This window comes from Dyadobacter sp. AC419 (genome assembly GCF_979253085.1).
The window spans coordinates 40147-59155 of record NZ_CEEDCD010000006.1 but is presented as its reverse complement, the minus strand read 5'-3'; the positions used below and the strand labels follow the sequence as shown (position 1 = coordinate 59155).

At 46.1% G+C, this 19009-nt stretch carries 19 protein-coding genes; 1 reads left to right on the top strand and 18 read right to left on the bottom strand.

Annotated elements, in window-relative coordinates:
• Nucleotides 1–49: 49 nt before the first annotated feature.
• The 7 genes from AC0IYG_RS03100 to AC0IYG_RS03070 form a co-directional block, all read right to left on the bottom strand.
• Nucleotides 50–2278, bottom strand: a complete 2229-nt coding sequence (locus AC0IYG_RS03100) for a HEPN domain-containing protein (protein ID WP_471709562.1) — start codon at nt 2276–2278, stop codon at nt 50–52.
• A gap of 14 nt (nt 2279–2292) precedes the next feature.
• Complete coding sequence (locus AC0IYG_RS03095) at nt 2293–3537, bottom strand: sulfate adenylyltransferase subunit 1 (RefSeq protein WP_235159433.1); 1245 nt, start codon at nt 3535–3537, stop codon at nt 2293–2295.
• Between the two features lie 123 nt (nt 3538–3660).
• Nucleotides 3661–4593, bottom strand: coding sequence for a sulfate adenylyltransferase subunit CysD (gene cysD, locus AC0IYG_RS03090; RefSeq protein ID WP_471709561.1), 933 nt, complete (start codon nt 4591–4593; stop codon nt 3661–3663).
• Between the two features lie 84 nt (nt 4594–4677).
• On the bottom strand, nt 4678–5382 hold the full coding sequence (locus AC0IYG_RS03085; RefSeq protein ID WP_235159434.1) for a phosphoadenylyl-sulfate reductase: 705 nt from the start codon (nt 5380–5382) through the stop codon (nt 4678–4680).
• Nucleotides 5383–5458: 76 nt separating this feature from the next.
• Entirely contained in the window at nt 5459–5794 is a 336-nt protein-coding gene (locus tag AC0IYG_RS03080; RefSeq protein ID WP_471709560.1) for a hypothetical protein, read from the bottom strand.
• Between the two features lie 24 nt (nt 5795–5818).
• Complete coding sequence (locus AC0IYG_RS03075; RefSeq protein WP_471709559.1) at nt 5819–7006, bottom strand: trans-sulfuration enzyme family protein; 1188 nt, start codon at nt 7004–7006, stop codon at nt 5819–5821.
• 88 nt (nt 7007–7094) lie between these two features.
• Nucleotides 7095–8264 (bottom strand): sulfite exporter TauE/SafE family protein, encoded by a 1170-nt coding sequence (locus tag AC0IYG_RS03070; RefSeq protein WP_471709558.1) that lies wholly within the window; start codon nt 8262–8264, stop codon nt 7095–7097.
• A 424-nt stretch (nt 8265–8688) separates the two neighbouring features.
• Between AC0IYG_RS03070 and AC0IYG_RS03065 the strand changes: the two genes are divergently transcribed.
• Complete coding sequence (locus AC0IYG_RS03065) at nt 8689–8946, top strand: Txe/YoeB family addiction module toxin (RefSeq protein WP_471709557.1); 258 nt, start codon at nt 8689–8691, stop codon at nt 8944–8946.
• Nucleotides 8947–9022: 76 nt separating this feature from the next.
• Here the strand turns inward: AC0IYG_RS03065 and AC0IYG_RS03060 are convergent, their stop codons facing one another.
• From AC0IYG_RS03060 to AC0IYG_RS03010, 11 genes are all read right to left on the bottom strand, one after another.
• Nucleotides 9023–9985: a sugar phosphate isomerase/epimerase family protein gene (locus tag AC0IYG_RS03060; RefSeq protein ID WP_471709556.1), complete on the bottom strand. Its 963-nt coding sequence runs from the start codon at nt 9983–9985 to the stop codon at nt 9023–9025.
• Nucleotides 9986–10077: 92 nt separating this feature from the next.
• Nucleotides 10078–10926, bottom strand: a complete 849-nt coding sequence (locus AC0IYG_RS03055) for a RagB/SusD family nutrient uptake outer membrane protein (RefSeq protein ID WP_471709555.1) — start codon at nt 10924–10926, stop codon at nt 10078–10080.
• Nucleotides 10883–11743, bottom strand: coding sequence for a RagB/SusD family nutrient uptake outer membrane protein (locus AC0IYG_RS03050; RefSeq protein WP_471709554.1), 861 nt, complete (start codon nt 11741–11743; stop codon nt 10883–10885). Before AC0IYG_RS03050 ends, AC0IYG_RS03055 begins: the two co-directional genes overlap by 44 nt.
• Nucleotides 11744–11790: 47 nt before the next feature.
• Nucleotides 11791–13662 (bottom strand): SusC/RagA family TonB-linked outer membrane protein, encoded by a 1872-nt coding sequence (locus AC0IYG_RS03045; protein WP_471709553.1) that lies wholly within the window; start codon nt 13660–13662, stop codon nt 11791–11793.
• Complete coding sequence (locus AC0IYG_RS03040; protein ID WP_471709552.1) at nt 13559–13858, bottom strand: hypothetical protein; 300 nt, start codon at nt 13856–13858, stop codon at nt 13559–13561. Before AC0IYG_RS03040 ends, AC0IYG_RS03045 begins: the two co-directional genes overlap by 104 nt.
• A gap of 10 nt (nt 13859–13868) precedes the next feature.
• The gene (locus tag AC0IYG_RS03035; protein ID WP_471709551.1) at nt 13869–15365 is read right to left on the bottom strand and encodes an STN domain-containing protein; all 1497 of its coding nucleotides are present in this window, start codon (nt 15363–15365) and stop codon (nt 13869–13871) included.
• 179 nt (nt 15366–15544) lie between these two features.
• A complete protein-coding gene (locus tag AC0IYG_RS03030) occupies nt 15545–16306 on the bottom strand; it encodes a FecR family protein (protein WP_471709550.1) in 762 nt (253 codons plus the stop codon).
• Nucleotides 16248–16664, bottom strand: coding sequence for a hypothetical protein (locus tag AC0IYG_RS03025; RefSeq protein WP_471709548.1), 417 nt, complete (start codon nt 16662–16664; stop codon nt 16248–16250). Before AC0IYG_RS03025 ends, AC0IYG_RS03030 begins: the two co-directional genes overlap by 59 nt.
• A gap of 86 nt (nt 16665–16750) precedes the next feature.
• Nucleotides 16751–17347 carry an RNA polymerase sigma factor gene (locus AC0IYG_RS03020; RefSeq protein WP_471709547.1) on the bottom strand — a complete coding sequence of 199 codons (597 nt, stop codon included), beginning with the start codon at nt 17345–17347 and terminating at the stop codon, nt 16751–16753.
• Between the two features lie 189 nt (nt 17348–17536).
• A complete protein-coding gene (locus tag AC0IYG_RS03015) occupies nt 17537–18586 on the bottom strand; it encodes a discoidin domain-containing protein (protein WP_471709546.1) in 1050 nt (349 codons plus the stop codon).
• Nucleotides 18534–19001: an alpha-L-fucosidase gene (locus tag AC0IYG_RS03010; protein WP_471709545.1), complete on the bottom strand. Its 468-nt coding sequence runs from the start codon at nt 18999–19001 to the stop codon at nt 18534–18536. The genes AC0IYG_RS03015 and AC0IYG_RS03010 overlap by 53 nt, the downstream gene beginning before the upstream one ends.
• Between the last annotated feature and the right edge of the window lie 8 nt (nt 19002–19009).

Here is a 19009-nt window from a genome sequence, read left to right as displayed (position 1 = left end):
GCAATCAAGCGTAATGCTGAGTGCCGACAACCGAAAGCTGACAGCCATTTTAACTATCTTTTCCGAATGACAATTCTTGCAAAACAGGCTCGCCTGTTTCAACCAATTGTGATTCACGTGTATTGCGAACGAAATTCAAGAATTCTTCTGCTTTGCTTAAAAAGTAAGTCGCAAATTCCTGTGTAGGCTCGAAATGATTAATGCTGAACGCCAATGAACGGAAAGGCGCTTCTGCTTTCTCTTCGCGGGCAAATTCAGCAGGCGTTTCATATTTGAAATCCTGTCCGAAATGCGTTTCAAAGTCATTTACGATGCCATACTGCGTGTTCAATGTCACGTCTTTGGTCATTAACAAACCTTTTGCACCCGTGATCAGCACATTATAAGCATGATAAATCGCATCCGCCCAGATCCCTGACTCGTAGTTTTCTTTGGCAAGATTCAATTTTTCCTGTCCTTCTGTGATCGTCGTGGCAACAAGATCCACCAGCACACTCGCACATTCTCCAACCCCGATTTCGGTTTTGAACAATTCGTCGTGGTCCCAGTCGCGGTAGTCATCGTCTTGCAAAGTGGTGAGGTCAGCAATCGGTTTCAGCAATTGGAAGAAGTAATTTTTGGTCTGACGCTGGTAATATTGGTTAAAATATTCGCCATCATATGCATTGGCTTCAAAATCATTGAAAATCGTGCGTAGCGCCTCCGGGCCGCGTTTGGTCGGAACTTTGATCACTTTATCACCGATCAAACCAACGCCATCACCGGTAAAACCACCGCCCAGCAAAACCTGCAATGCGGGAAGAACCAGCTTGCCGTTTTTGATAGAGCTTCCGTGGAAACCGATGTTGGACGCATTATGCTGGCCGCAGCCATTCATACATCCGCTGATCTTGATCTTAATGTCCTGATTGTAAATCATTTCAGGGAATTCGTCACGCATTACATCTTCCAGTACGCGCGTAATTCCGTAGCTGCTCGAAATGGCCAGGTTACAAGTGTCCGTTCCCGGGCAAGTTGTAATGTCCATCGTGCTGTCAAAACCAGGCGCTGCTAGTCCCAATTTTGCCAATTCGTGATAAAGCGCAACCAGATCTTCGCCTTTTACAAAACGAAGAATATAACCCTGGTTAACCGTCACACGAATGTCATCCGCAGCATATTGGCGAACCAAATCCGCAAGCTGACGCGCGGTATCCGAATGCATATCGCCCAAAAGAACGCGCAACTGAACAGCATACCAACCTTTTTGTTTTTGCTCAAAAGTGTTGGTTCTCAGCCATTTTGTAAAAATATCAAGCTTTTCCGCTTCAATGCTTTGAGAAGCAATGTTCAGGATTTCTGCTTCTGTCAAAGACGGTCGTGGAGCGAAAGTGATGGATTCAGCATCTTTCGTTCCAAACAGATCCTCTGGAATTGTAAAGACTTTATTTTTAACAGCAATGCGTTGTTCCTCAACCCTGGCCATCATTTCTTCCAAACCGATGTCAGCCAAAAGAAACTTCATGCGTGCCTTATGACGACGCACGCGCTCTCCGTAACGGTCAAAAACGCGGAGCAATGCTTCAATGAAAGGAATGACTTTATCTTCTTCGAGGAATTCAAAAGCCGTTTGTGCAGAAAAAGGCTGTGCGCCTAAGCCGCCACCAATCAGCACTTTGAAACCTTTCACCGTTTCGCCCGCTTCGTTCACGCCCATTTTGGCAATAAGGCCAACATCGTGAATGAATGCCAATGCTGAATCTTTTTCAGAAGAAGAAACGGCGATTTTAAACTTCCGGCCCATATCCTGATTGATCGGGTTGCGAAGGAAATAGCTGAATATGGAATGCGTGATCGGCGTCACATCGAATGGTTCGTCCGGATCAATTCCAGCGATCGATGAAGCCGTTACGTTCCGAATGGTGTTTCCGCAAGCTTCTTTTAATGTAATGCCGGCGTCTTCAAGATCGGCCCACAATTGCGGTGAATCGGAAAGCTTTACAAAGTGCAACTGAATGTCCTGACGCGTTGTTGCGTGCAGGTTACCCGTTGCAAATTTGTCGGAAGTGTCCGCGATCCTGACAAGCTGGTCCGCCGTAATGCGTCCGTAAGGCAGCTTGATGCGGATCATTTGAACGCCTGGCTGGCGCTGGCCATAAACTCCGCGTGTAAGCCTGAACTTACGGAATGCTTCCTCGGGTGTTTCGCCCGTGTTAAATGCATTGATCTTTTGGTTCAAATCAATGATATCGCGCTTCGCAACAGCGGATACTTTGTCAGAAATCAATATTTCGCTCATGGTGATAATTTCTTTTATTCGATCATGCAAGCTCCTACGGTCACATTTGACGTTTCGTCAATCAGGATTGCTGCGCCATTCGCGCGGTTTTTCTGATATGGGTCGTAGGCGATGGGTTGTGCTGTTCTTAATACAATTCTGGCAACGTCGTTCAGTTTCAGGCTATCAACCTCATCCAGCTTTTCGTAGGAATTAATGTCAATTTGGTATTCAATGTCGCGGATAGAACATCTCGATCTCGCCGTTCCGTGCTGCAACACATATTTATTGCCCGCTTTCAAAGTCTTCTTATCGTCCATCCAACATACGAGCGCCTCAATATCCTGGCTCACAATCGGTGAATTGGTAACAGAAACGATGGTGTCGCCGCGGCTGATGTCCACGTCGTCTTCCAGCAAGATGGTCACAGATTCTAAAACAGAGGCCTCCTCAATTTCGTTTCCGCCAAATTCAATTTTAGCGATCCTGGATTCCGTTTCAGAAGGCAAAACTTTGATCAAATCGCCTTTTTTGAATGTTCCGCTTTGCACACGTCCCGCATATCCGCGGTAATCGTGCAATTCGTCCGTCTGAGGGCGGATCACATATTGCACCGAGAAACGGCCGTCTTCCTGATTCTGATCTTTCAAAACATTCACATTTTCCAAAACAGAAAGCAATGTTTCGCCAGTATACCAAGGCATGTTCACCGATCTGTCGACAATGTTATCGCCATTCAAGGCACTAACCGGAATCAATGTCAGGTCTTTAATATTCAATTTGGAAGCCAGTTCCTGATAAGATTTCGCAATCTCCAAAAACGCATCTTCCGAATTACCAACCAGATCCATTTTGTTAATCGCCACAATCACATGCGGAATGCCCAACATGGAAGCGATTAATGAATGACGACGGGTTTGTTCAACAACGCCATGACGCGCATCCACGAGAATGATCGCCAAATCTGCATTAGAAGCACCCGTAACCATATTTCTGGTATACTGAATGTGTCCTGGCGCATCAATGCTGATAAATTTGCGGTTCGGCGTCTGGAAATATTTGTAAGCCACATCAATGGTAATGCCTTGCTCACGCTCCGAACGAAGGCCATCCGTAAGTAACGCCAGATCGATTTCCCCCACATTGCGGCTCTTACTCGCACGCTCAATGGCCTCCATCTGATCCGCCAATATATTTTTTGTATCGTAAAGCAAGCGTCCGATCAATGTGCTCTTGCCATCGTCCACGGAACCTGCTGTTATAAATCTTAGTAAATCCACCTTATTTAATTTTGAATGATTGAATGAGTGAATGACTGAATGTTGTTGTCATTCTGAGCGCACGACCTGTTGCCCTGTCACCCTGAGCGCACAGGAGCGCCGGCCGGTCGAAGGGACGCTACCTCAGAAGTAACCCCCTTTTTTCCTGTCCTCCATTGCCGCTTCCGTCTGCTGGTCATCGATCCGGGTTTCGCCTCTTTCACTGATTCTTGAAACGGTGATTTCGGCAATAACCTCGTCTAATGTTGCTGCGCTGGATTCTACGGCGGCTGTGCAGGTCATGTCACCAACCGTTCTGAAACGAACCTGACGAGTTACGATTTGGTCGTATTCGTCTTTTTCGATAACAGGGGTGTTGTTCAGCAACTTGCCATCTCTCAAAATCAATTCACGCTCGTGGGCGAAATAAATGGATGGTAATGTGATGTTTTCTCTTTTCAGATAAGCCCAAACGTCAAGCTCAGTCCAGTTTGAGATTGGGAAAACGCGCACGTTTTCACCTTTATGAATTCTACCGTTGAACAAGTTCCAAAGTTCAGGACGCTGACGTTTCGGGTCCCATTGACCGAATTCGTCACGGAATGAGAAAATGCGTTCTTTTGCACGTGCTTTTTCTTCGTCACGGCGTGCTCCACCTATGCAGGCGTCGAATTCAAATTCTTCAATCGTATCCAGCAAAGTGAAGGTTTGCAGCCAGTTACGACTTGCATTTTTGCCGGTTTGTTCTTTCAAACCTTTTGCCTTAATGGTGTCTTCCACATAGCGAACGACCAGTTTTGCGCCAATCTGTTCGGCCAGTTCGTCGCGGTAATTTATCGCTTCAATAAAATTATGTCCGGTATCAACGTGCACCAGTGGAAAGGGGATTTTTCCGGGTGCAAAGGCCTTTTGAGCCAGTCTTACCAATGTGATAGAATCTTTTCCACCTGAAAACAACAATGCAGGGCGCTCGAACTGGCCTGCGACCTCACGCATAATGTAAATCGCCTCGGCCTCCAACTGGTCCAGATAATCGGGTGACTTGCGTCGCGCTTCCTGATCGCTGATATCCGACATCTTCTTTAACTGAAATTGACATATTCTGAATAATTGTTTTTCTATAAAATGGGCTAATGCTGCCCGTTTATGGCATTTTGCAAGCTACTTCGCGTGTAATCCACATTCTTTTTTCGATTCGTCTTCCCACCACCATCTTCCGGCGCGGAAATCTTCGCCTTCCTGGATTGCCCGGGTGCAAGGTGCGCAGCCAATGCTTACGAAGCCTTTGTCATGCAATGGATTATAAGGAATGCCATTCGATTTAACATATCCCTTCACCTCCTCAAATGACCAATGCAGAATCGGATGAAACTTCACCAATTGATGCGCCTCGTCCCATTCCAGCTGCGGCATATCATGGCGGTTGCCAGACTGTTCCGCCCGGATGCCCGTAACCCAGATCTTCGCACCTTTCAAAGCGCGGTTCAAAGGCTCCACTTTGCGGATAAAGCAACATTCCTTCCTGTTTTCAACCGAATCGTAAAAGCTCAGAGGTCCTTTCGTGCTGACCAATGTTTCGACTGAATCCGTTTGCGGATAGTAAACCTTGATCTTCGTATCGTAACGATTATTCGTCTTTTGCAGCGTCATATAAGTCTCGCTGAAAAGCCGTCCCGTGTCAAGCGTGAAGATCGTAACGTTCAGATTATTCTTTAAAATAAAATCTGTAATAACCTGATCTTCATAGCCCAGGCTAGTCGAAAACACCACCTCGCCAGGAAAAAGATCCGCCAGAATCGCCAGCGACTCCGTCTCACTCTTGCCCTCAATGGCCGCGTTTAAAGAAGATATTATTGTTTCGTTCATGGTGATTATTATATCAATTCAAAACGGGCGACATTCAAAAATTCCTTATTCAAATGATCAAAGTCTTTGTCCGTTGTTATTGAGAAAGTAAAAGCTCCAATGGTTCCTGAATGTTCATTTCATCGGCGAGCTTACTCATTCTCTCCTTGTCAAAACCCTTATAATTTTGTTCTCTTTTTAAAATTTCAATCCATTTCTCGGTTGAAGCATATTCCTTTGTCGGTTTGATCAGCTCTTTTGCAGGATCATTATCAGACAAAGAATAATACATCAAATCATTCACTGGAACTTCTGCCAAATCTGCCGCTTGTTTAGCTGTAAGCGCTCCCTTTTGATAAAGTTGCACTGCAATAGAAAGGAGAACCGACCTCTTCTCAAACTGCTCCGGAATTTCAATAGTTAATGTGTGCATGATATGAATATGTTAAAGTGTTTATCAATCTAATATATCACTTTTCACCGACACCTCCACGGCGTTGGTGAAGTCTTCGATTAAATCCTCGATGTCTTCCAGGCCGACTGAAATGCGGATAAGGCCTTCGGTAATGCCTAGTGCTTTTTTCTCCTCGGGTTTCAGTTTGGCGTGTGTGGTTGTGTTTGGGTTGGTTACAATGGTTCTTGTATCGCCCAGGTTTGACGAAAGTGACGCGATTTCCAAAGCATCCATAAATGCCGAAACTCTCTCAAAACCACCTTCAAGATCAATCGTAACAATGGCGCCGCCGGCTGACATTTGCTGTTTGGCCAATTCATGCTGCGGGTGTGATTCCAGGAACGGATATCTTACGGATTTTACATCCGGATGCTTTTCCAAAGCCTCAGCAAGTGCCAATGCGTTTGAACAATGTCTGTCCATTCTCAATCCAAGCGTTTCAAGGCTTTTGGTCAAAACCCAGGCATTGAATGGCGACATGGATGGTCCTGTCTGGCGGCAGAAAAAACGTAATTCTTTAATATATTCTTTTTTACCAACAACAATTCCACCCAAAACGCGGCCTTGTCCGTCCATATATTTTGTCGCGGAATGTACGATCAGATCAGCGCCGTATTCCGCAGGATTCTGTAATGCTGGTGATGCGAAGCAGTTGTCTACATTAAAGATCAGGTTATGCTTCTTGCAAAGTCTTCCTACCATGGCAAGATCGACCAGATCCAGACCTGGGTTTGAAGGCGTTTCCAGATAAACCATTTTGGAATTCGGCTGAACTGCTGCTTCCCAATCCGCTTCGCTTGCATCCGCGTCAAGGTAAGTGTATGTGATGCCCCATTTGCTCAAAATCTGCGTAATCACCTGATGTGCAGAGCCGAACAGTGCACGGCTGGCGATAATGTGGTCGCCGGTTTTAAGCAATGCAGCCATACTTGCGAAAACTGCTGCCATTCCTGTTGCGGTTGCAACGCCATCTTCACAATCTTCTAAAAGACAAACCTTATCAACAAATTCCTGGACCGTTGGATTGGAAAAACGGCTGTAAATGTTCCCTTCTTCGGTTTCCTCAAAAAGTGCTTTTCCTTGTTCCGCGCTTTCAAATGTGAAGCTGCTGGTCAGGAACAATGGTGTTGAATGCTCGCGATACTTGGTTTTCGGCGTTTGCGTGCGTATCGCTTTGGTCTGTTTTTTCATGATTTTCGAACTTCGACTGTCGGCTTTTGGCGTTCAGCTTTTTTAGGTTAATATTTAAAACTAAGCGCTGAGGCTTGGATAATGTCTTTTATAAACTGCTGATGACCATATAAATGATCCTCAAACTCACGATTATGATAACGGTCCCGACCATGATCATCATCGTTTTTATTGGTAACCTGCGGGATAGATTTGCGGCGATCGGGGCGGCGACCATACCACCAAGTATAAGTCCCAAAACGACTTGCCAATGTGAAAATCCGATGATGCTGATGAAGGTAATTGAGCTTGCGAGTGAAACGAAGAACTCCGCGAGATTTACCGACCCGATTGTATACTTTGGGTGGCGTCCGCGGGCAATCAGCGTGGATGTAACGATTGGTCCCCAGCCGCCTCCGCCGATCGAATCGAGCGTTCCGCCTGCCATTGCCAACCAGCCAATCTTCGTCATAGGCTTCTTTTCAACTCGCTTCTTTAACGCTTTCTGAATGATAAGAATTCCCAGAATTAAAGTATAAACTGCCACCAACGGCTTGATTACGTAAATGTATTTTTCAAACGACGAAAGGAGGTAAGCCCCGGTAATTGCCCCTAAAACGCCTGGAAACAGGATTTTTTTAAAAAGCTTACTATTTACATTGCCGAATTTCAAGTGCATATAACCAGAAACCCCGCTGGTAAATATTTCGGAAGTGTGCACACTGGCACTAACGGCTGAAGGCGGAACGCCCAATGTGAGCAGGAAAGTAGCTGCCGTTACGCCATAAGCCATGCCCAACGCGCCATCGATCATTTGTGCCACAAACCCACCCAGAACATAATAAAAGAAACCTTCGCTCAATTCCAGTTCGTTCCAGAGAACGGTAAGCCGGTCGTAAGTGAAGAATGTAAACAGCAGGTGTCCGACGATCATCAATGCGATCGCCGAGAATATGTTAACGGCAACTTCTGTGCGGGTTCTTTTGCGAATGGTCGCCTGCCAGATTTTTTGCTGAACAGTTTCCCAGGTGAATGGTGCTTTTGTATTATTCCTCGTCTGACTTGGGGATGATGCGACAGTCGACGGAATTGTGGAAGGAACATTAAAACGGACGTCGGATTCCTCGGGAATATCGCGTAGGAAAACCACCTGACCCTTTGCACGGGCGAGTGCCGCCAGGCGCCGATCTTCCTCAGGATCACCGCTTGCGATGTAGGCAACATCAAGAGATTCCCAGTTTGTCTCAGATGAGGGTGTAAAATCCGCCGCTTCCTTCAAAGTCTATGTAGTATACTATAATGATAGAGTAAACGAGCAATAAAATAGCAAACAATTGTTTGCTATTCGGGTGGCAAATTTAAGATCAAATTGTTAGTTTTCAAAGAACAAAACGCAACATCGAGGTTATTAGCACCGGATCTGGAATGCTGTGACTTTATCTTTATATTTGAAACATCTTACTCAATTTCATAACACATACTAACTTAAAATCTTCACTAATGCTACGCTTAGCAGTGCCGTCACGAAGAGAAAAACGAGCTATTCTTCAATTTTTGAGAACTATCAAATCTCAAAGATCTCTTCATATCCCAAAAGATACGACCGAATATTTAATGCGCAGTCCTAACCGGGAGCATCTGCTCAGGGCGGTCGACGATGTGGAAAATGGAAGGAACATCGTTTACCATAACATGATGGAGATTTGACGCTCGCCTGGCAAACCCAAGCCTGGAATCAGTATTTAGCGTGGCAAGTAGACGACAAAAATGTCGTAAAAAAGATCAACGAGCTTATAAAGGAGTGTTTAAGGACACCTTTCGAAGGAAAAGGGAAACCTGAAATGCTTCGGGCAAATTTGTCGGGCTACTGGTCACGCAGGATTTCGGATGAACATCGACTTGTGTACAAAGTTGAAAAAGACCTTATTACAATTGTAGCGTGTAAGTATCATTATAGTTGATTGCTAACAAAAAGTGCGGGCCCACCGGACCCGCACTTTATTAACTTACAGAATATAATTATGATTATTTCCGGGATCAGCTGAACACTTCCCTGAATAGTTTCAGACTTTTAGGAACGGCGGTTGCGGCATCTTCTTTTCCTTCCATTTCCAGTGAAATGTATCCTTTGAAATTGGCCTTGCGCAAAATGCTGGCAATGCGTTTGTAATCCAGATCCAAGTCGTAATAATGACCGCCTCCGTAATAAGTTTTGGCTTGCACAATGGTTGCGTATGGTGCCAACCGCTCAAACTGCGGATAGGGATCACCAACGAAATTCCCCGTGTCCACATTCATGCCCATAGCAGGCGAAGCGGAGAGTGGTTTGTAAATTTCGAGCAGATAATCAATGTTGGAAGACAAGCCCCAGTGGTTTTCAATGGCCAGCACGACGCCCGCCTTTTCCGCAGCAACCAGACATTCGCCCATCGAATCAATGCACCATTTGATGGCGTCCTGATCCGTGTAACCTTCGATCGGTGGCTCTTTGCCGTCTTTATAATAATTGGCGTCCCGTTTTGCTGTTCGCCAGCTTCCCGTGTTCATTCGGATCGCTGGAATGCCCATTTGGACAGCCATATTGATGCAATTGATCGTATGCGCAACGTCTTTTTTACGGTCTTCGGCTTTGGGCTGAACAAAACTCTGGTGAATCGACAGCAACGGAAGCGAAAGGCCGTTATCAAATGCAAGCCTTTTCAGCTTGTTCATGTAAGGAACCGTCTCATTCTCCATTTGCCTGTGCAGGATCTCCACACCGTCGAAACCAAGCTTTGCAGCGTCCTCGATCACTTTTTCGACCGGATACTTTTCCTGCCCAAAATGCCAGTAAGAATAAGTGGAGACCGCAATAGGAATTCTTCTTGCAGGCACTTTTGCAGGTGCGGATTCCGCCTCAACAGACTTTCCTGCCATCGCCGCGACGCCAGCCAGCGCAGCAGTCTTTAACCATGTCCGGCGGGATTCACCTTCTTTATTCGTGTTTGGATCGAATGACATTGTGTAAAGGTTTAGGAATAGTTTATATAAATAAAATTTGAAAAACTTGTGACAAAGCAAGTTAAATGAATAACCTGCTTTGTCCAAATTGGTCAGGGATTTTGTTTCAGCACATTCGATCCCATAATGTCGATCTGCGCTTGTGGGATTGGGAAATACTCACTTTTGCCTTTCACGAATGTCGCTCCGGACAGATAAGTGCGCTTTTTGCTTTCTTTGGACAGATATGAATTCAAAACCACATCTGCAACGCCCCAGCGAACCAAATCAAAGTGTCTGTGGCCTTCCATGGCAAGCTCAACGCGACGTTCGAAGCGAACTGCTTTTCTTGCATAATCCTTGTTTGCAAATGATGGATAAGGTTTTACAAGATAATTTGCTGCTGGCTTGCCCGCTTCATTTGTAACAACCACATTAGCCGCACGTGTGCGCACTTGGTTAACCAGTTTCAACGCCATAGCCAAGTCGTTATCTTCCACGGCAACTTCTGCACGCATTAAAAGAATGTCTGCAAAACGGATTGCACGATAGTTATTCGCATTGGCACGAGGGGATTCTGCGCCTGCGTTTTCACCACTGTAAGCAAAGAATTTCTTGAATGTATACGGACCTCCGAAAGCCTGGTCACGAACCCAGTTTTTACCTGGATGCACACCCCAGTTCAGGAATGGCAAGCCTCTTCTGCCAACTGTCCAGTCCAGACGAGGATCCAGCGTGCCGGTGTAAGGCGTGAATGCATCCGTCGAAGAAAGTCCTTCATCATTTGTCACATCCACGTCATTGAATGTATCCAGCAAAGGCAATCCAGTCGCGTCGGTTTTGAATGCATTTACAAGGTTTTGCGTAGGCTGATAAAATCCGCAGCAACCGCCGGGAGCAGAGCCATAAGGGAAATTGTCAGTTGTCTCCCCAGCTTCCGTTCTGTCCGCCGCCGCCGTCACCAACCGACATTTGCACTTCAAAAATCGACTCGCTGTTGTTTTCTGTCGTGATCCGGAAATTGTCATGAAAGCTCGTTACCAAAGCAAATGGTCCGTTATTGATCACATCGTCAAGCAATGGCTTTGCTGCCGTAAAATCCTGCTGATACATATGCACTTTGGCCAATGTTGCTTTCGCTGTCCATTTGGTCGCACGGCCAGCCTGTGTTTTTGTTGCTGAAATGTTGTCAACAGCAAATTGCAGATCCGCCTCAATGTTTGGCCAGATGTCTTTGTCGTTTGGCAGATTAATATAATCCGTCACCGTTTCATCCACATAAGGGACCATATTCCAAAGTTTCTTGGCTTCAAAATGATACCAGCCTCTCAAAAAACGCGCTTCACCCAACGCTTGTGCCTTTTCTGCTTCGGTCATATCCGTTGCAAGGCCAATGAGCTTAATGGTGTTGTTGGTGCGCGAAACACCGTCGTAAACGGCCACCCATTTATCATTGTAAGCGCCGATATCCGCCTGCGGAATGTAACGTTCAATGGTCGTGATCTGCGCCTGGTCACCCACGTCGCTGCCTTTGTAAGCGTCGTCGGAGGCCACCGAACCGTAAATCCAGTTACTAACCGATGAGGTGTTAACCGGGCCTGCGCCCACGCCGTCAAGCAAGCTGTATGCGCCGATCAGGACTGCATTAACGCCGTTTTTATTGGAAAGTGACTGCTCATTGCCCACCCCGAGCGGAGTGGTTTGCAGGAATTCGTCGCCGCAGGAGGTCATTAACCCCATGCAAACCAGCGCTGTTAAGATTGATATTTTCTTATTCATATCTATAAACTTGTGATTGTCAGATAAGTTATTCTCTTATGCCTTGATTAAAATCCGAAATTGATACCAACCTGGTACATTTTTGAATTTGGATAATTACCCTGATCCACACCTAAAACAGTGCTTCCCGGTGTCGATCCAACAGAAGTAACTTCCGGGTCAATGCCGCTGTATTTGGTAATGGTGAACAGGTTTTGCGCTTGCAGATAAATGCGTGCGCTTTCAAATCCGATTTTTGACAAAACACCTGTTGGCAATGTGTATCCCACGGTCAGGTTTTTCATACGGAAATAAGAACCGTCCTCGATGAAATAGCTCGAAGGCTGCTGACTGCGGCTGTCGTTTGCGTCCAGGATCGGAAGCACAGCGTCAGGATTTTCGGGCGTCCAGGAATCATTCAGCATGCGAAGGCTTCTGTTACCCGCCTGGTTGTTGAAGTCAACCCATCTTTTTACCATATTAATGATCTGGTTGCCTTTTACGCCCTGGAAGAATGCCGACACATCGAAGTTTTTGTAATTCACATTCAGGTTAATACCATAAGTGAAATCCGGGTGCGGGTTGCCGAGGAACTTCCGGTCGTTGTCCGTAATGGTGCCATCGCCGTCTGTGTCGTGGTATTTGTATTTACCAACTGCTGCATAACCCGGGTATTTTGGGCCATTGTCCACTTCGCCCTGATTTTGGTAAATGCCGTCGATTTGCAAGCCGTAGAATGAATACAATGGCATCCCTGCAACTGAGCGGGTCCAAGTGTAACTGCGGATTGCAGGTCCAAGCAACACAGCGCTCGTGCTGTTGTTGAGCTTCATTACTTCATTTTTGTAGGTCGAGAAATTGACGCCTACCGAGTAAGTAAGGTCGCCGTTCATGGCTTTGTTGTTGAAATCCAATGCAAGGTCAATTCCCTTGTTGTTCATTTCACCCACATTCACAAACGGGATCGTAGCCACACCCTGCGTTGCCGGCAAGCTCACCTGATAAAGCATATCGGAAGTTGTACGGTTATACAAATCCAGGTTGAAGTTGAACATGCCTTTCAGGAAAGTCGCATCCACACCAATGTTCGTCTGCGTAGTGGTTTCCCATTTTGCATCCGGGTTCCCAAATGCTTCTGTGTCAAAACCAGGTTGCACAGCATTGTTAGAGCCATCGATTGCATAAGAAGACGCGCTCAAACTTGAACGATAAGTGCTGAAACCGTTATAGTTACCAATTTCCTGGTTACCCGTTTGTCCCCATCCCGCTCTGATTTTAAGATCGTCGAGCCAGGTCAAAGGTTTCAAGAATGCTTCCTCAGAAAGCCTCCATCCCGCGCTGAACGCAGGGAATGTTCCGTAACGGTTGTTTTGTCCAAAACGGGAAGAGCCATCGCGGCGCACTGTCGCTTCCAGCAGATAGCGGTCTTTCAAAGCATAATTTATTTTACCAAAAATCGAGAATAATGCCCATTCATAACCCGCACCTGTGTTGGCAATGCCCGCCGTTCCTGCGCTAAGAAACATATACTGAGGATCTTCTGAGAAGAATGTGGTTCTGGTTGCAGAGAAATCGCGACCCGTTCCTTTAATTGCTTCCGTTCCCAAAAGCACACCCAGTTTGTGAATGTTAGCAAAGGTTTTGTTGTAATTCAATGTGTTAGACCACGTCCAGTTAATGTCGTAAGCATTGGCATTGGTCAAAGCATTTGCAGCTTCAATCTCCGCTTCTTCCAAGTCCATCAATGTGTAGCCCACGCGGTTTGCAGCGGTAAGGTCAATTCCTATGCTTGACTTTGCAGTCAGATCTTTCAGAATGTCCAGTTCCAAATAGGCGTTACCGAATGCGCGGAAGTTGTTTGTCTGGTTTTTTCTGGTTCTGTAAAGCTGTGCAAACAGGGTTTGTCGCAGGTCCGAGTCCCGATGCTCTCGTTGCCGCAAAATTGCCCATAATGTCATAAACCGGAATGATCGAAGGGATACGATATCCGTTTCCGATCGGGTTGCCATCCTGGTTGTTGGCCGAGCTTGCTGTTCCGTTGTTGTTATAGTAACCCTTATTCTCCGTATAACTCACTTCCAGGTTTTCGCCCAGACGAATGCGTTTTTTGAAAGTAAATTCTGTGTTCGAACGCAAAGAATAACGGTTAAAAGAAGTGTGGATCAGCACACCATCCTGCTTGAAATAGTTGAATGCAACCGCATATCTTCCTGTTTCGGATCCTGCCTGTGGCGCCCACATTGTATTCCTGAATGGCAGCCGGACGAAGGATTTCCTTATGCCAGTCCGTTCCTTCTTTGTTTGCCTTTACGATTTGGTAAAAACCTGCACGGTTATAGTTGTACAAGGAAGGATTTACCTTTGGATCGCCTTCAAAAAGACCATAACTTGATCCCGCCAGAATGTAATCCGGAACAACTGCATTGTCACCGTTGCCATATTGCGGATGCGAAGGCTTGCCATTGGTTAGCACGCCTGCATTTTTACGCTGCGTCCAAAGCAGATCGCCAAATTGCTGCGGATCTTTGATCAAATCCAGCTTCACTTTACCCGTTTGCAAACCAGCCCTTGAATTGAATGTGAAACGCGGCGCGCCTGCTTTTCCTTTTTTGGTTGTGATAATAATAACACCATTCGCCGCTCTTGAACCATAAATAGAAGCCGAAGACGCATCTTTCAGCACTTGCATGGATTCAATGTTGTTAGGGTTAATGCTGTTCAAGCCGCCTTTTGTAGGAACGCCATCGATCACATACAGAGGATCGTTGTTGTTGATCGTTCCAAAACCGCGGATACGAACAGTTGCTTCACCACCCGGCGAGTTGTTCGAAGTAACCGTAACCCCCGCAACACGTCCCTGTAATTGCTGGGCAACGTTGGGAGCCGCCACTTTCGTCAATTCAACTGCATCCACGGTGGAAACAGCTCCGGTAATGTCCCTTTTTGATTGAGAAGAATAACCTGTTACCACCACTTCCGACAATGCTTTTACGTCCGACTGCAAAGTGATTTCCACCATTGATTTGTTGGTAATGTCCACTTCCATCGTCAGAAAGCCGATTGACGACACGACTAATGTTGTGCTGCCATCGGGCACAATGAGTGAGAAAGCGCCGTCCGCGTCGGTGGTCGTTCCCACTGATGAACTGCCTTTCAACACCACCGTTGCGCCCGGAACTGTCGCGCCGGTTGCGTCTTTAACTTGTCCTTTGACGGGTACGTCAACGGGTTGGGTCATTTTTGTAGACGAGCCCGAACCTTGCGCAGGAGCCGTTTTGGAAGAGGCTCTTTTCAACAAGATCTGCTTGCCGGAAACCTCGTAAGTGACCTGCAACGGGGTCAGGAAATTATTCAGGATAGCTTCCAGCTTTTCTTCTTTTGCGCTGAAAGTAACCGTGCGTTGTGAACCGATCAGTTCGGGGCTGTACATGAAATTGACGCCCGAAAGTTTCCCGATCTGATTAAGTGCCGTTCCGATTTTTTGTTCCTTAATGTTAATTGTCAACCTGCGGTTAAGGACTTCCTGGCCGAAGCCGTCGAATGCATAGGAAAGTCCTGAAAACATGGTGATCATCAACATTTGCATGAGGCTGATTCTCATAATTTTAAGCAGGTAATTCTGCCGGTAAAAGGTTTTTTTCATACTTTTGATTGTTTTGGTGGTTATAAAAAATCAGCAAAATAATTCCCTTCATCCCGTTGGACTTTTCAGTCCGGGATTCTTCTTAGCGCCAGCATAGAGAGGGGGTAAATCAGGTGAATGATGTTGACGCATCATTCACTTTTTGGGTTTAGGTCAAATGTTCAGGTTTAGGTGAATAATTATTTACAGGGATTGCCTTTGATCGTTATCTTATCTTCACTCACTGCATATTCTGCTTCGAGGATCGTGCAGATCCACTTTACCTTATTTTCCAGCGGCTCATCACCCAAAGTTGCGGTTATGCTGCATTGGGACAGTGTTTCTCCATTATAATCGATGTGAATTCCGTACGCTTTTTCCAGTGCTTCAAAAACTTCTTTAACCGGTGTTTCTGAAAAAGTAAAGTCCTGGTTTTCAATGGGAATGTTCAGCAATATCGGACTGCTAAGCGCTAATCGAGATAATTTGAACTGGCTCCGTTCCAATGTGGCTTGCTGATTAGGCGTTAGCACAAGTGCCTGCAAAGCCTTGTCTTTCTTGTATTGCTCCGCTTTCGAGTCATTTTTAGAAAAAACGGAAACCTTCCCCGTTTTGACGGCCACAACAACTTTGGAATCGCTTCGTCCGGCCTTAATGCTGAAACTCGTCCCGTGCACTTTCGCCACCAGCTCATTGGCATAGACAAAAAACGGCTGCTCCGGATTTTTGGTTATCTCAAAAAATGCATCGCCTGTCAGAAAAACTTCACGCACGGGTCCGGAAAACTGCTTTGGAAACCTTATGCTGCTGTTTTTATGCAAAACAATAGCGCTCCCGTCCGATAGCCGCACATATTTTACAGCCTGATCTTTATTGGTGACTTCAATAAATATATTCGCATCATCAGCTTTCGCTAGTCCGCTTTTGACCGGTTTTGAAATGCCCGTTTTTATAAATTCCAAAAATTGCCAAACCCAAACCCAGCAATGTTACCAATGTTGCAGCCACATTCCAGACTGTAAAATTGAGGCTTCTTAACGGGCTAATCTGACGCAGACTTTGTTCGTTTTCGATCTGTTTAGCCGTTTTCAGCGCCTGGTTTACCTTATTTGCAATGTGCTCATTTGAAATGTCGTTGTTGGAAATTTGAAATGATTCCAGCAGCTCTTTGGCGATTGCAATGGTTTCCTGTTTTTCCAGATCATCCGCAGCCCAATTGTTCCATTTTACTTCATCCTCCGGCCGCTCGCCGTTTGCCCAGGCAACGAAATCGAGATTGGTGAGCAAGGTTTGCAAAAGGTCGGTCGAGCTGGAATGCATGTGCGGAATGCAGATTTTCTTACATTATCCGATTATGCTGCGCAAATACTCACTTGGGATAGAATATTTTTTCTTTTGTTAAAGACTTAATACAAAATTTGGAAAAAAGAGCAGAGTAGGAGGGAGAAAGGCGGTGTGGAAATCCACATATTCCGCAGGTTATGCAATGCGCGCTGAATAATGTTACTAACAGACTGCGAATTGATTGAGAGCAGCTTTCCGATTTCCTCGGGTTGCAGATTTTGGAAAAAACGAAGATAAATTACTTCCTGCTGCCTGACGGGCAACTGATCAACGGCATTCTTAACCTGCTTTTTCAACGCAAATTCATGCTCGCGCTGAATAAGAAAATCTTCGCAGGAAAATTCGGTGTTCATGTCTTCGGTCAGCTCTACTTCTTCCAAAAGCGGCTTGATCGTTTTCAGCATGCGGTGACGGAAAGATTTGATCAGGTAAAACTTTACCGAAGGCGTATCATTGATCGTCTCGCGGTGCAGCCACAAATGCACGAGCAGATCCTGCAATGTGTCCTCGATCAATTGCATGTTGACCGTGAACCGCTGTCCGTATTGGATCAGCGTGCGATAGTAGCGTTTTGAAAGTTCGGTGTAAGCATCTTCATCCCCGCTGCGGAAGTAATTCCAGAGAATAGCATCGTCGGTATGTTTTGAAAACTGCGCCAATGTAATCGGAGTAAAATGCGGATCTAATCAAAAATAGGCATTGCGATTTATATATAAAATACTGTTTTGCAAATTATTCGAATAACAAAATTTAATTGTCCTATTCTGCAAAAAGGCAACACTAGTACGTACTGAAAAAGAAAAGTCACGCCTTTTGAGCGTGACTTTATCTTAAAATGTATCCGTAAGTTACTCAGAATCTTTATATAAACCGAACTCACTGATGGCAACGCTCACGGGAGATTTGGTAATCCGCAGCCGCACTTTTTGAGTTGTAACAGGCGTCGAAAGTTTTACAATTCTTTTCGCACCGATGCTCGTTCCTTTGTGAATTTCCTTCCAGTCGCTGCCTTCCCAGCTATCGACTGCAAACTCTTCAATGCGCTGTCCGAGCTTGATGAATTCCTGCAAACTGATTATGTCAAACGTCACCGGCTGGCTGAGATCAATCACCACTTCGGGCGTTTTAAAATCTTCGTCTGTCGCCCAATATGTTTCAGGTTTGCTGTCCAGAATATTTTTTGCGCTGTAAATGGAGTTGTATCCGCGCACATTAACGGCTTTCGAACCGGCACGGGCGATCAGGTTTGTTGCAAATGTGGTCTTTACGTGGTCACCGAATGCTTTTAATGCGGCCACGTCGTCTTCATGCAGTTGTCCGCGTAAATCGGGAGCCAGTCCAAGATCAAGCGCCGCGCCGCGGCCTACACTTTTCAGGTAAAGGTCAAACAGCTTTTCGGGTGTCTTGGGCTTTTCTGTCGGATGGTAAAACCAGCCTTTACGCAACGGAACGTCACATTCTGCGGGAATCCAGAACTTTCCATTTCTTGTTCCCCCAGGATTTTCTGTTGCATTCGCTTGTCCGGGAACTGCAACATTCTGGCCTTCCGAAGGTTTCGGGGTCAATGTCGCCCAAGACGTTTCATTCACACTTCCATCCTCATTGCCTGCCCAGCGCACATCCCAGCCAATGTCGCTGAAAATGCTGGCTGTCGGTTGCAGTTTCCGCGTAAGATTTGTCCAAGTCGCATCCCATTGATAATAAGTGGTGTTATCGATCGCGCGTTTCTCGCGCGCACCGCCGTAGTAACCGTCGCCGCCGTTCGCGCCGTCGTGCCATGACATGAAGAGCTCGCCGTAATTTGTATAAAGCTCGCGTAGTTGTTCCCGGTAAAGCGCCAGATAATCAGGCGTTCCGTATTTGGCGCTGTTCCTGTCCCAGGGCGAGCAAGTACACACCGAATTTCAGTCCGTGCTTTCTCGCTGCGTCCGCGACTTCTTTAACCAAATCACCTTTTCCACCGCGGAAAGGGCTTTTTGAAATGTTATATTCAGTGGTTTTGGTGGGCCATAGTGCAAAACCATCATGATGTTTCGCAACAAGCACAATGCCCCTTAACCCGCCCGCTTTGGCAGCCAGGACGATTTGTTCCGCATTAAAATCACTTGGGTTAAATGTCTTAGGATCAGCGTCCCCAAATCCCCATTCTTTATTTTCGAATGTCGTCGGAGTAAAGTGCATAATGCCATAAACCTCGGTTTCATGCCAGGCAACCTGCCGGGGAGCCGGCAAAGCGCCATAAGGTTTCGGAGGAGTCTGCGCAAAAGCGTTTAAAGTGGTAAAGAGAGCAAGTGCGGCTAAGGGTTTTATCATTTTAAGTG